Origin of the sequence: Actinopolyspora alba, from assembly GCF_900112765.1 — a bacterium.
Taxonomy (GTDB): domain Bacteria; phylum Actinomycetota; class Actinomycetes; order Mycobacteriales; family Pseudonocardiaceae; genus Actinopolyspora; species Actinopolyspora alba.
The window spans coordinates 333,679-346,175 of the sequence record NZ_FOMZ01000002.1 but is presented as its reverse complement, the minus strand read 5'-3'; the positions used below and the strand labels follow the sequence as shown (position 1 = coordinate 346,175).

General features: G+C 68.3%; 11 protein-coding genes. 7 read left to right on the top strand and 4 right to left on the bottom strand.

The annotated features are described in order from the left end of the window. Window positions 1-24 precede the first annotated feature (24 nt). The gene (locus BM150_RS04140; protein WP_092924076.1) at window positions 25-759 is read right to left on the bottom strand and encodes a MerR family transcriptional regulator; all 735 of its coding nucleotides are present in this window, start codon (window positions 757-759) and stop codon (window positions 25-27) included. A gap of 110 nt (window positions 760-869) precedes the next feature. Between BM150_RS04140 and BM150_RS04135 the strand changes: the two genes are divergently transcribed. From BM150_RS04135 to BM150_RS04120, 4 genes are all read left to right on the top strand, one after another. Then, on the top strand, window positions 870-2,036 hold the full coding sequence (locus BM150_RS04135; RefSeq protein WP_092924073.1) for a CaiB/BaiF CoA transferase family protein: 1,167 nt from the start codon (window positions 870-872) through the stop codon (window positions 2,034-2,036). Window positions 2,037-2,100: 64 nt separating this feature from the next. Continuing rightward, a complete protein-coding gene (locus BM150_RS04130; RefSeq protein WP_092924069.1) occupies window positions 2,101-3,243 on the top strand; it encodes an acyl-CoA dehydrogenase family protein in 1,143 nt (380 codons plus the stop codon). A 198-nt stretch (window positions 3,244-3,441) separates the two neighbouring features. Next, window positions 3,442-4,593: an alkaline phosphatase family protein gene (locus BM150_RS04125; protein ID WP_092924066.1), complete on the top strand. Its 1,152-nt coding sequence runs from the start codon at window positions 3,442-3,444 to the stop codon at window positions 4,591-4,593. A gap of 6 nt (window positions 4,594-4,599) precedes the next feature. Beyond that, a complete protein-coding gene (locus BM150_RS04120) occupies window positions 4,600-5,484 on the top strand; it encodes an oxygenase MpaB family protein (protein ID WP_217641346.1) in 885 nt (294 codons plus the stop codon). A gap of 3 nt (window positions 5,485-5,487) precedes the next feature. Here the strand turns inward: BM150_RS04120 and BM150_RS04115 are convergent, their stop codons facing one another. Genes BM150_RS04115 through BM150_RS04105 form a run of 3 tightly spaced genes read right to left on the bottom strand, consistent with a single transcriptional unit; the run spans window position 5,488 to window position 7,731 of the window. Next, a complete protein-coding gene (locus tag BM150_RS04115) occupies window positions 5,488-6,084 on the bottom strand; it encodes a hypothetical protein (RefSeq protein ID WP_139219444.1) in 597 nt (198 codons plus the stop codon). Between the two features lie 41 nt (window positions 6,085-6,125). Next, complete coding sequence (locus BM150_RS04110) at window positions 6,126-7,223, bottom strand: WXG100 family type VII secretion target (protein ID WP_092924060.1); 1,098 nt, start codon at window positions 7,221-7,223, stop codon at window positions 6,126-6,128. 7 nt (window positions 7,224-7,230) lie between these two features. Further along, complete coding sequence (locus BM150_RS04105; RefSeq protein ID WP_217641345.1) at window positions 7,231-7,731, bottom strand: YbaB/EbfC family nucleoid-associated protein; 501 nt, start codon at window positions 7,729-7,731, stop codon at window positions 7,231-7,233. A 229-nt stretch (window positions 7,732-7,960) separates the two neighbouring features. Between BM150_RS04105 and BM150_RS04100 the strand changes: the two genes are divergently transcribed. The 3 genes from BM150_RS04100 (at window position 7,961) to BM150_RS04090 (ending at window position 12,348) form a co-directional block, all read left to right on the top strand. Next, on the top strand, window positions 7,961-9,484 hold the full coding sequence (locus tag BM150_RS04100) for an FAD-linked oxidase C-terminal domain-containing protein (RefSeq protein ID WP_092924057.1): 1,524 nt from the start codon (window positions 7,961-7,963) through the stop codon (window positions 9,482-9,484). After that, entirely contained in the window at window positions 9,484-10,770 is a 1,287-nt protein-coding gene (locus BM150_RS04095) for an FAD-binding oxidoreductase (protein WP_092924054.1), read from the top strand. The genes BM150_RS04100 and BM150_RS04095 overlap by 1 nt, the downstream gene beginning before the upstream one ends. 243 nt (window positions 10,771-11,013) lie before the next feature. After that, on the top strand, window positions 11,014-12,348 hold the full coding sequence (locus tag BM150_RS04090) for a (Fe-S)-binding protein (RefSeq protein WP_092924051.1): 1,335 nt from the start codon (window positions 11,014-11,016) through the stop codon (window positions 12,346-12,348). The last annotated feature ends 149 nt before the right edge of the window (window positions 12,349-12,497 follow it).

Here is a 12,497-nt window from a genome sequence, read left to right as displayed (position 1 = left end):
GAGAACCGGTCCCGAACACCCCGGTCAGACATGATTGCGGATCACGTCGTTGACGGCACGCTGGAACCCGTTGACCAGTACCTGAATCGTGAGCGGACGCAGCTGGTCGGCCGCGGTCCTGACCCGTTCCCGCTCGGATTCCGGCCGGCCCCGTTCCACGTAGGGGCGCAGCACGTTGGCCGCGAACAGCTCGCGCAGCTCGCTCGCCATCTGCGAGGTGTGCTGCTCCACGATGTGCTTGGCCTGCAGCAGCATTTCCCGGGGCAGCCGCAGCTCGGTGATCTGTAATCCCACGTTGAGCATGGACGAGCTGGTCAGGCGAAGCCGCTGCTCGTCGTTGTCGTCCGGCCCGTCGGTGATCCGTTCCAGGATTCCCAGCGTCAGCAGCTGCTCGGTCTCCTCGTCGGAAAGGGCACGACCGGCGCGCCGGTCCAGTTCTTCCCGGTCGATCTCCTCGGCCTGATCGCTCGTCCAGGGAGCGAGCAGCGCGCGTTGCAGCGCCAGTTCCTCCGGTGGAGCGTCGTCGGGAATCCGTTCCAGATGCCCCTCGATGGCCGTCAGCGTGAAACCGAGGTTCTGCAGTTCCCGGATCAGGTCCAGGCGTGCCAGGTGGTCGGCCCCGTACAACCCGACGCGACCGCGCAGTCGAGGTGGTGGCAGCAGACCACGTGACGCGTAGAAGCGCACCGTACGCACGGTCACGCCCGCCCTGGCTGCCAGCTCGTCGATCGTGAGCTCTTCGTCGGCTGTTCGGAGCATGTACAGCAGGATACTACTTGACCAATGTGACACCAGAAATGTAACACTAACTCCGTCGAATTAGGGGTGGTCGCGATCACCTTCCGGTGGGAACGAGGGAGTGTGCTCCAGTGGCGTCATCGGATGAGCGAGCGGTCGGATCGGGGCCGTTGGCCGGAGTGCGGGTCGTCGAACTCGCCGGACTCGGTCCCGCGCCGTTCTGCGCCATGCTGTTGGCGGACCTGGGGGCCGACGTGGTGCGCGTCGAGCGTCCCACCGGCGGCAGCGGCAAGGAGGACCTGCTCAACCGGGGCAAGCGGTCCGTGCGCGTCGACCTCAAGCACGAACGCGGTCCCGAGACGGTGCTGGCCCTGGCGGAACGCGCCGACATCCTGCTCGAGGGCTTCCGTCCCGGCGTCGCCGAACGGCTCGGCGTGGGGCCCGAGCCCTGTTTCGAGCGCAATCCCGATCTCGTCTACGGCCGCATGACCGGGTGGGGCCAGGACGGTCCGCTGGCCGACACCGCGGGCCACGACATCGACTACATCGCGATCAGCGGGGTGCTGCACACCATCGGCGAGGCGGACGGACCACCCCGCATCCCGGTGAACCTGCTCGGGGACTTCGGCGGCGGTGCGATGTACCTGGCAGTGGGCGTCCTCGCCGCCCAACTGCGTGCCCGCGCCGGTGGTGGCGGGCAGGTGGTCGATGCGTCCATAGTGGATGGATCGGCGCATCTGGCCACCATGTTGCACGGCATGCTCGCTACCGGCGGGTGGGACACCCGCCGAGGCGCCAACCTGCTGGACGGCGGTGCACCGTTCTACGACGTCTACGCCACTTCCGACGGGGAGTACATGGCGGTCGGCGCGCTGGAACCGCGGTTCTACGAGCAGCTGCTGGCGGGACTGGGGCTGTCGGGTGAGCTGCCCGACCGCGACGATCCCGTCAACTGGCCGCGGATCCGCGAACGGCTCACCGAGGCGTTCGCGAGTGGCACCAAGCAGCACTGGACCGAGGTCTTCGACGGCACCGACGCCTGCGTGAGCCCGGTGCTGTCTATGACCGAGTCGTCCCGCCACCCGCACGTGCTCGCGAGGAGGACCCTCGTCGAATCCGAGGGAGTGGTGCAGCCCGCCGCCGCACCCAGGTTCTCGCGCACCCCCAACCCGGAGCCCGGCCCGGTCGCGGAGTCGGGTGCCCACAGCGGGCGGGTACTCCGGGAATGGCGGGTCGCCGACCACGACGGGCTGCTGTCCTCCGGCGCGGTGCACGGCGAACTCGACGATCCCTCCTGATCCGTCGACCCATCCCGGACGGGAACCGGCGCGGTTCCCGCACAGTGAAAGGAACGTGAGGCCAATGCGCAGGGAACTGTTCGAAGCGGAGCACGAGGCCTTCCGCGAGACCTGCCGGACCTTCGTCGTCAAGGAACTCGTCCCGCGCCAGCAGGAGTGGGAAGAGGCCGGTGTCGTCAGCAAGGACGCCTGGCGCAAGGCCGGTGCGCAGGGGCTGCTCGGCACCGCCGTCGAGGAGCGCTTCGGTGGGGGAGGTATCGACGACTTCCGCTTCAACATCGTCCTCGACGAGGAACTGATCGCGGCCGGGGTCACCGGGTTCGGCGCCCCCGTGCACAACGACATCAACGTGCCCTACCTGAGCAAACTGGCCACCGAGGAGCAGAAGAGCCGCTGGCTGCCCGGTTTCTGCAGCGGTGAGACCGTGACCGCCATCGCCATGACCGAGCCGGAGGCGGGCAGCGATCTGCAGGGCATCCGTACCACGGCGACGCGCGACGGCGACGAGTTCGTGATCAACGGGCAGAAGACCTTCATCAGCAACGGCATCAACGCCGACCTGGTGATCGTGGTCGCCCGTACCGATCCCGACGCCGGGCACGAGGGCATCAGCCTGCTGGTCGTGGAGAGCGACCGTCCCGGCTTCCAGCGTGGACGCAACCTGGAGAAGATCGGCCAGAAGTCGCAGGACACCGCCGAGCTGTTCTTCAACGACGTGCGCGTGCCCGCCACGAATCTGCTGGGCGAGGAGGGACAGGGCTTCATCTACCTGATGCAGAACCTGCCCCAGGAACGGCTCTCCATCGCGGTCGCCTCGGCCGCGGGCGCGGCCAAGGCCCTGGAGATGACCAAGGAGTACTGCCGGGAGCGCACCGCCTTCGGCAGGCCCATCGGCAAGTTCCAGAACACCCGCTTCGAACTGGCCGAGATCGCCACCGAAGTGGAGATCGGCCAGGTGTTCGTCGATCGCTGCGTCCGCGAGCACCTCAAGGGCGAGCTCAGCATCGAGAACGCCGCCATGGCCAAGTGGTGGGTCACCGAGATGAACAAGCGCGTGGTGGACAGGTGCCTGCAGCTGCACGGCGGTTACGGGTACATGCTCGAGTACCCCATCGCCAAGGCGTTCCTCGACACCCGGGTGCAGACCATCTACGGCGGCACCACCGAGATCATGAAGGAGATCGTGGGGCGGCAGCTGGACATCTGATCGCTCACCACGCCCGGCGATTTCGCGAGGAATCGACGCCGAGTGCGCCGAAGAACACCACCGCGGGCCGTAGCACCGCGGACCGCATCGGTGAGAGGCTGTTACCGAGATTTCGGTTCCCCGCACCCCGGGTACCCGGGTGTGGAGTCCGTCTATCGGCAAACCGGCTCGTGAGCAGGCACCGACGGAGGTTCGGCCATGGACTGGATCGTCGCCCCGGACGCGGCCGAGTGGCAGCTGGCGGACACGCTGCCCTCGGCACTGGGAGCGATGGGAAAGCCGGGATTCACCGACCGGATGGGACTGTCCGAGTGCTCCTCGGCCGCGGTGCTGCTCGTCGACGGTCTCGGCTGGCGGCTGCTTCGCGAGTACGCCGCCGATGCCCCGGTGCTGGCCGAACTGGACACCGGCAGGCCGGGTGCTGCCGGTTTTCCCACCACCACCGCCACCAGCATCGCCTCGCTGGGGACCGGTCGCTGCTCGGGGGAGCACGGCGTGGTCGGTTACTCCTTCGCCGAACCCGGTGGAGCGCTGCTGCGGCCGTTGTCCTGGAGCAGGCGGGACGATTCCGGCAAGGACACGAGCTTGCTCGACGCATGGCCTCCCGAGACGGTTCAACCGAAGGAGACCGTGCCGCAGCGTGCCGTGGCGGCCGGGGTCGACACCCGGTTGGTGGTACCGGCCGAGTTCGCGGGGACCGGGTTGACCAGGGCAGCACTACGAGGTGGCGAACTGCGAGGCGTCAACGCGCTCGGGGACCTGGCAGCGCAGCTGCTCGCGGGGATGGAGGCCCCGTCCCCCGTGCTGTGCTACGGCTACCACGGGCAGCTGGACATGCTCGGACACGTTCACGGGCCGGGCTCGCAGCCGTGGCGGATGCACCTGCGCCAGGTGGATCGACTGGTCGAGTCGATCGCCGAACGGCTCCCCGCCGGGACCCAACTGCTGGTGGTGGCCGATCACGGCATGGTCCCCTTCGAGCCGGGCAGCTCGCCGGACGCCGACACCGACCCCGAGCTTTCCGAGGGGGTACGGCTGGTCGGCGGCGAGGTGCGTGTTCGGCACGTCTACACCGAGCCCGGAGCCACCGAGCACGTGCTGGCCACGTGGCGGAGCAGGCTCGGTTCCGACGCGACGGTGCTCACCGCGGAGGAGGCCATCGCGGCCGGTTGGTTCGGATCGGTGATCTCCGAGGGAGTTCTTGCCCGGATAGGTGACGTGATCGCTGTCGCACGCCACAATGGAGTGATCCGCTCGTCGGCCGAGCCCCACGCCGCCGCACTGCTCGGGCAGCACGGCTCGCTGACCGCCGACGAGCAGTACATTCCACTGCTGGTCGCGCGAGGGTGATTTTCGGTGTCCCGTACCGCTGGTGAACGCGGGTTCGATCCGCTGGGCAAGTACGCACGGCTGCGGCTGATCCGACGGCTGGACCCGGAGCGCGAACACACGCTGGTGTACCGGATCTCGGCCGGTCTGGAGTTCCCCTGGGACTACACGCGGGCGTTGGAACTCGCGCTGTTCCGCACCTTCTGCGTACCCAGCATCTCCGAACTGCTGCGTCACACGGGGGAGTTCGAGTGCAGGGCCCAGCAGCGCTACGACGACACCTCGATCCTGATGGAGGAGATGGGCAGGCACGGTTACGACTCGCAGCGGGGCAAGCAGGCGCTGCGCATGGTCAACCGGATGCACGGCCGCTACGACATCAGCAACGACGACATGCTCTACGTGCTGTCCACCTTCATCTACGAACCGATCAGGTGGATCGACGCCTACGGTTGGCGACCCCTGAGCGACCACGAGCGGACGGCGGCGTACTGGCACTACCACCAGATCGGCGTTCGAATGGGGATACGCGGGATTCCCGGCTACGAGGAGTTCGACCGGTTCAACCGCGATTACGAGGCCGAGCACTTCAGGTACGCCGATAGCAACCACGAGGTCGGCCGCTACAACCTCGCGATGGTCTGCGCCTGGTTCCCGAAGCCGTTGCGGGGGCTCGCCCGCCGTGGCTTCATCGCCGGATTGGAACCGGCGATGCGCACGGCGTTCGGCTTTCCGGAACCGAAGAGCTGGGAGACGAGTGCGGTCACCGCCGCGCTGCGGCTGCACGGTGCGCTCGAACGCCTGCGTCCCGCGCGACAGGTCAGCAGGCTGGGACGCGGCAAGAAGCTCAGCTACCCCGGATATCCGAACGGCTACCGGCTCGGTGATCTCGGGGCACTGCCGGACCGGTGAGCCCTACCAGATCGCGATGAGGTTGAGCGGCATGATGAGCAGGTAGGCGCCTCCGAACAGGATCATGACCACCTTCAGCAGGTCCTTGGCGAGGTTGGCCAGGATGTTGTCGGAGTTCCCCGAGATTTCGCCCGCGTTCAGATAGCCGATCAGGAACAGCAGGTCGAACACCCATGCCGCCGTCAGCGCGGCGTTGAATACGGGCGTCCAGGTGGAACCGTTCGTGCCGTGGTCGAGGTTCAGCTCCCCGATAGCGGCTGCGATGGGTTGGTAGGTCTTGATGTTGCCGGTCCAGGACGTCCGAACAGTGCCGTCGTTCTTGTAACTGGTCTCCGGGTCCGCCTCCCGGTCCTTCATGAACCGGTTCGGGGTGGTGGAGGCGGTGTTGATCTCGCCGTAGCGCTTTTGTGCGTCTCGTACCTCTTGTCGCAGCAATCTTTGCTGTTCTTCGGGAAGCGAACCGCTGTTGTCGAGTCTTTCCTGGGCATTCGACAAAGCCGTCTTCGCGTTGCGGACCTCGGTGGCGTTGTCGGAGCCCCGCGTGACGAGCTTCGTGACCGGATTCGAATCCAGCTGCCGCCCCGCCCACCGTTGGATCATGTTCCCGTTGCGAAGGTGGTTCATTTTCTCCACGAGTTCGTTCAACGCCCCTTGCGCAGGCTCTGCACCAGGTCCTCGAGCTTGGTGACGATGGGCTTGAGCTTGTGGAACAGGTTGGCGACCTTGCTGCCCAAGCGGGTGCCGGTGATGGCGACCTGGGCGGCGGTCATCCCGGAGGCCGCGCCGACCGAAGCACCAGCCGTGATCCAGGAGGCGGCCAGTGCCGCCAGCCACTCGACGATCAGCCCGATCACGAGTTCCTGGATGATGTCGATGCACATCTCCACGAACGCGTCGAACAGATCAGCCGCGAGGTCCAGCGACTCCTTCATCCCCCGGATGTCGGTCGCCAGTGCTTTGGCTCCCGAGCCGAACTCGTCCATCTGCTTGCGGAAGGAGTCCGCCGCCTGCCCCTCCCAGACGGGCTCGGTCGCCTGTGCGCGATCGCCCTCGTGCTCGGCGAGCCGGTCCACCCGGTCCGCGACCTCGGCCCAGCCCTTGCCGGTGCCGCGCATCTGGGTCGGATCTCCCACGGCCGGTTCCAGGATCAGCTCCACCAGCGGGCTGATCGCGATCGAGATGAGAAAGCCCAGCCCGTTGTCGATGAACGCCTGGCCCGGGCTGGTCAGCGCGTTGAGCTGCTCGGAACGCGCGTTGACCGTGGCGATCGCGATGCTCGGCGGATCACCGGCCCGTTCCAGGCTCTGGGATGCCGAGGCCCAGGAGCTGCCGTAACTCGCGATCCGCTCCATCTCGTTGCGTGCCTCGTTCGCGCCAGCGCTGTTCACATCGGACAGGTTGCCCGGCCCTGATCCACTCGGTCGCATGGCACTCAGGTCGATCTTGGCGATCTTGCCGGACTCGGCCTCGTCCGTGTCGGTGTAGTTCTGGGCGCACTCGGCGACGGCCTTGCCGGTGCTGTCCATGAATTGGCCGGCCTTCGAGGCCGAGTCCCGGCACTCCTGCAGTGAGTTGAAGTAGTCCCGCGCCAGCATGTAGCCGATCGGTCCGAAGCAGTCATGGCTGACCCTGGCCTGCTCAATTACCTCGGAAAGTTGTTCCAGATGCCTCGCGACCTGCTGCGAACCGTCGCGGTAGGCGTAGAGCGCCTCGGTTCGCACCCCCAGTTTCGTCGACACCGGAAGATCACTTCGGAAAAGAACCGTCGGAGAAGTCGTCGTCCTCGTCGTCCCCCTCCGGGCGGCTGCCACCCGCGCCGGAGGACCCTCGCGGAGCGTTCGTCGAACCGGTGGAGGCGGTGCCCGTGCCGCCTCCGGCCGCGTCACCACCCGACTCCGGAGTCACCGGCCGCGCGCCGTGCGAGTCGAACGCCTGCTTGAACTGCTCCGCCCGGTCACCGAGGAGCGGCTGTACCGTTTCGTCCAGTCGCGCGGCGGCGTCCTGCGTCGCCTGCCGGACGGTGTCCAACAGGGACTGTTGCAGTGCGGTGTGGGACTGCCGCACGGCCCCCGATTCGAGCCGCAGATCCAGTACCGCTCCCGAGGGAGCGACCGTGACCTCGATGTCGCCGTCCTCACTGCGTGCCGTGCCGCGCAGCTCGCTCATCCGGTCCTTGACCTCGGCTGCCTTGGCGGCCTGCTGTTCGAAGTCGGACATCATCCGCTGGACGCGGTCCGAAACGTCCACGATGTTCCCCCGAAAGATCGACTTCGTCCGCGGCGGACTTTATCGCGCTCCCGCGGGATTTCGTGCCCTGTTCACAAAATCAGGAGTCGGTTACTACGCGTAGACTCTCGTTGTGGTGTCGAACACACCCGGTTGATCTGTTGTGGTCGGTGTCAACGCGGGCCTATGGTCCACGTCACGCCATTGCCAGGTGCGCTCCGTGTTGCACGGCCAGGTGAGGAGTCCGCCGATGTCCGCCACCGATATCCCCCGGCAAGGGGAGACGACGTCCCCGTCGCGCGAGGGGACGGGCCCACCGGATGTCGAGGGGTGCGTCGCGCGGCTGCGCGCGTCGCTGCCCGAGGGAGCGGTGATCACCGACCGGCAGAAGCTGCGCACCTACGAGTGCGACGGACTCTCATCCCACCGCTCGGTTCCCGCCGTGGTGGTGTTGCCGGAAGACGCCGAGCAGGTGGCCACGACGGTGGCGACCTGCTCCGAGCACGGGGTGCCCTTCGTGGCGCGTGGTTCCGGTACCGGGCTCTCGGCGGGGGCGCTGCCCCGCTCCGACGGGGTGCTGGTGGTCACCTCCAGGATGCGTCGGATTCTGGAGGTCGACATCGACAACGAACGGGCCGTCGTCGAGCCCGGCGTGATCAACCTCGACGTCACCAAGGCCGCCGCGCCCTACGGCTACTACTTCGCCCCAGATCCATCCAGCCAACAGGTCTGCTCGGTGGGCGGCAACGTGGCCGAGAACTCCGGGGGAGCACACTGCCTGAAGTACGGCTTCACCACCAACCACGTGCTGTCGATGACCGTGGTGACCCCGGACGGGGCGACCGTCGAACTGGGTGGGGCCGCCAGGGACGCACCCGGTTACGACCTGCTCGGAGCCTTCGTCGGCAGCGAGGGAACGCTGGGCGTGGTCACCTCGATCACCGTGCGACTGCTGCGGCAACCGGAGAGGGTGCGAACCCTGCTGGCCGGGTTCTCCTCCACCGACGAGGCAGGGGAGGCGGTATCGGCCATCATCGCCGCCGGAGTCACCCCCGCCGCCATCGAGATGATGGACGAGCTCTCCATCGCCGCCGCGGAACAGGCCGTGCGGTGCGGCTATCCCGAAGGTGCGGGGGCGGTGCTCATCGTGGAGCTGGACGGCCCCGAAGCCGAGGTGGAGCACACCTTCACCGAGGTCAGGAGGTACTGCACCGAGCGCGGCGCCTTCGAGGTCCGGAGCGCGGCGGACGAAGCCGAACGAGCCCTGATCTGGAAGGGCCGCAAGTCCGCCTTCGCCGCTGTCGGCAGGATCAGCCCCGACTACATCGTGCAGGACGGGGTGATTCCCCGGACGGCGCTTCCCGAGGTGCTGCGCCGGATCGCGGAGTTGTCGGCACGATCCGGGGTCCGGGTGGCCAACGTCTTCCACGCGGGTGACGGGAACCTGCACCCGTTGGTGCTGTTCGACAGCTCCGTTCCCGGCGCGTCCGAGCGGGCCGAGGAGGTCTCCGGCGCGATCCTGGACCTGTGCGTCGAGCACGGTGGCTCCATAACCGGTGAGCACGGCGTCGGAGCGGACAAGGTCCGTTACATGGGGCGCATGTTCACCCCGCAGGACCTGGACACCATGCAGTACGTGCGCTGCGCGTTCGATCCGGCCGGGATGTGCAATCCCGGCAAGGTCTTCCCGACTCCCAGGCTCTGTGGCGAGGTGCCGGGACCGCGGCGCGGCGCGCACCCACTCGCCGAGGCCGGATTGGCGGACGAATTCTGATGACTTCTCGGACCGTGGACTCCGCACGCACCGAACTGGCGGACGTGCTGGGCACCGACGATCTGCACGACGCCACGGAGGCCGACGCGGTGCGGGGAGTGCCCCCGCGCTGGGTGGCGCGGGTGAACAGCACGGAGCAGATATCGGAGGTACTGCGCGTGGCCGCCGCGCACCGGCTGCGGGTAGTGCCGCGCGGCGGGGGCAGCAAGCTGGACTGGGGTGCGGCGCCCAGCGGTGTGGACCTGGTTCTCGACACCTCGGGAACCGAGGGTGTGCTGGAGCACGCCTCGGGCGACCTGGTGCTGCGTGCCACGGCGGGCACCCCGCTTTCCCTGGTCCGGCGGACCGTCGCGGCGGCGGGGCAGCAGCTTTCCGTGGATCACCCGTTGCCCGGCGCCACTCTCGGCGGAATCGTCGCCACCGCCTCCGCCGGCCCCTGCCGTCAGCTGTTCGGCACGGTGCGGGACCTGCTCATCGGTGTCCGGGTGGTTCGTGCCGACGGTGAGATCACCGCTTCCGGCGGCAAGGTGGTCAAGAACGTAGCCGGTTACGACCTCGGCAAGCTCTACACCGGTTCCTACGGCACCCTCGGTGTGATCGCCGAGACGACCTTCCGGTTGCACCCGTTGGCGGCCGAGTACCGGTGGGTCACGCTGCGCGTGCCCCGTGCCGACGCGGCGGCGGCAGCGGTGCGCTCGCTGCGCTCCTCGCAGGCCGCGCCCACCGGAATCGAGCTCGACCGGCCGGACTCTGATTCCCCCTTCGAGGTCTGCGCGCAGTTGGAGGGCATGCCGGGAGCGACCGAGCAGCGTGCGTGGCAGCTGGCCGAGTGGCTCGGTACGGAACTGGACGTCACCGCCGGTGTGGAACGCGCCGCACCGTCGTGGTGGGGCGAGTATCCGTTCGACCCCGGCACGGCGACCGGGCTGCGCTTCGCCGCGGAACCGGCCGAGCTCGCGTCGCTGCTGGACCACGCCGAGCGGTCGGCGCGGGAGGCCGGGGTGCCGCTGGCCGTGCGCGGGTCGGCGGGTGCCGGAGTGCTGCTGGGGGGTGTCCCGGCCGAAGCCGGAGCCGCCCGGACCGCTGCTGCGGTTTCCCGGTTGCGGGCCGCGAGCGCTCGGCTGCACGGTCACACCACGGTGTTGCGCGCGCCGGTCGCGGTGCTGGAGCTGGTCGATCCCTGGGAGACACCGGAGCCGGGAGTGTTCAACCTGCTGCGCCGGGTCAAGGAGCAGTTCGACCCGGAGTACCGGCTAGCACCCGGGCGTTTCGTGGGAGGCCTCTGATGTCGCACTGCCGGCTCGGTCGCCGTAGGTGGTCGTTCGGCGGAACCTCTCGGGCGGCGCTCGCTCCGGGTGCCCGACCTCGAGTAGCGGCCTACGCCACGTCGGGCCTTCCTCACGAGCACCACCCGAGAGAACCCGCGGCGGTGCCGACGCCGGGAGTGGTGGGAGTTTGGCCTGCGTGAGTGCGGGAGCGGTGGTTCGACACCACGGTGTCTACAGTAGATAGCTGACCAGGGGGCAGTGATGAGTGAGGGCTCGGAGCGTTCCGGTCCGGACGGTGCGTTCGACGTGTTCAACCCGCCCGAGCGGGGACTGATCGACGACTGTGTGCACTGTGGATTCTGTCTGCCCACCTGCCCCACCTACGAGCTGTGGGGCGAGGAGATGGATTCGCCGCGTGGACGCATTCACCTGATGGAAGCGGGCCTCGACGGGGAGCCCCTCTCGGAGAGCATGGTCGAGCACTTCGACAACTGCCTGGGTTGCATGGCCTGCGTGACTGCCTGTCCGTCGGGGGTGCAGTACGGCACGCTGCTCAGCCAGACCCGTGCGCAGGTGGAACGTAACCATCCCCGCGGGAGGTGGCAGCGCTGGTGGCGCGCGGCGATCTTCGCGCTCTTTCCCCACCGACGCCGCCTGCGCCTGCTGCGCGGCCCACTGGCGCTGTACCAGCGCCTCGGGATCGGAGCTCTGCTGCGGCGCAGCGGACTGCTGAACAAGCTGCCCGCCGAGGTGCGCACGATGGAGTCGCTCGCACCCCCGATAAGGCGCGCCGCGCCGCTTCCCGACCGGGTGCCCGCCGCCGGTCCGCGTCGAGCCGTCGTGGGCATGCTCACCGGCTGCGTGCAGCACGCCTTCTTCCCGGACGTCAACGCGGCGACCGCGAGGGTGCTCGCCGCGGAGGGCTGCGAGGTGGTGATTCCGCCCGCCCAGGGATGTTGCGGTGCGTTGAGTGAGCACTCCGGTCGCGAGCGGGAGGCCGAACGGTTCGCGCGGGCAACCCTGGACGCGTTCGACACCGCCGGGGTGGACTACGTGGTGGTCAACTCGGCGGGTTGCGGTTCGGCGATGAAGGAGTACCCGCGATTGCTCGCGGGGGACCCGTTGTACTCCCCGCGCGCGGCGGAGTTCGCCGAGCGGGTGCGCGACGTCTCCGAAGTGCTCGTCGAACTGGGGCCGGTGGCGACGCGCGGTTCGCTGCCGGTGCGGATCGCCTATCACGACGCCTGCCACCTCAGTCACGGTCAGGGTGTCCGTGCCCAACCCCGTGAACTGCTGCGGACGATTCCCGGACTCGAACTGCGTGAGATCAACCGTGGCGAGCTGTGCTGTGGGTCGGCCGGGGTCTACAACCTGCTGCGTCCCGTGGCCGCGGCCGAGCTCGGTGCGCGCAAGGCCGACAACGTGCTCGACACCGGGGCCGACCTGCTGGTGACCGCCAACCCGGGTTGCTCGATGCAGATCCGGACGGCGCTGCGCGCCAAGGGGGAGCGAATGCCGATGGCACACACGGTGCAGCTGCTCGACGCCGCGATCCGCGGCCGTTCGGTCGAGTCGCTGCTGCGCGACTCCGCCTGAGCGGGGCCCGTCGGCTCGTCGGGATGCCCGTTCGGTGGAACTTTCCGCCGGTTCTCGTTCCGGGCGGCCCGACATCGAGCAGGTACTGCACCCCACCGGTTCCGGGAGAATATATCCTATTGACTGTGACAGTCTTGGTGTCACACTCT

Coding starts and splice junctions, on each gene's coding strand:
- BM150_RS04090 (WP_092924051.1), top strand. CDS start 11,014: ATGAGTGAGGGCTCGGAGCGTTCCGGTCCGGACGGTGCGTTCGACGTG.
- BM150_RS04115 (WP_139219444.1), bottom strand. CDS start 6,084: ATGATCCAACGGTGGGCGGGGCGGCAGCTGGATTCGAATCCGGTCACG.
- BM150_RS04125 (WP_092924066.1), top strand. CDS start 3,442: ATGGACTGGATCGTCGCCCCGGACGCGGCCGAGTGGCAGCTGGCGGAC.
- BM150_RS04130 (WP_092924069.1), top strand. CDS start 2,101: ATGCGCAGGGAACTGTTCGAAGCGGAGCACGAGGCCTTCCGCGAGACC.
- BM150_RS04095 (WP_092924054.1), top strand. CDS start 9,484: ATGACTTCTCGGACCGTGGACTCCGCACGCACCGAACTGGCGGACGTG.
- BM150_RS04100 (WP_092924057.1), top strand. CDS start 7,961: ATGTCCGCCACCGATATCCCCCGGCAAGGGGAGACGACGTCCCCGTCG.
- BM150_RS04140 (WP_092924076.1), bottom strand. CDS start 759: ATGCTCCGAACAGCCGACGAAGAGCTCACGATCGACGAGCTGGCAGCC.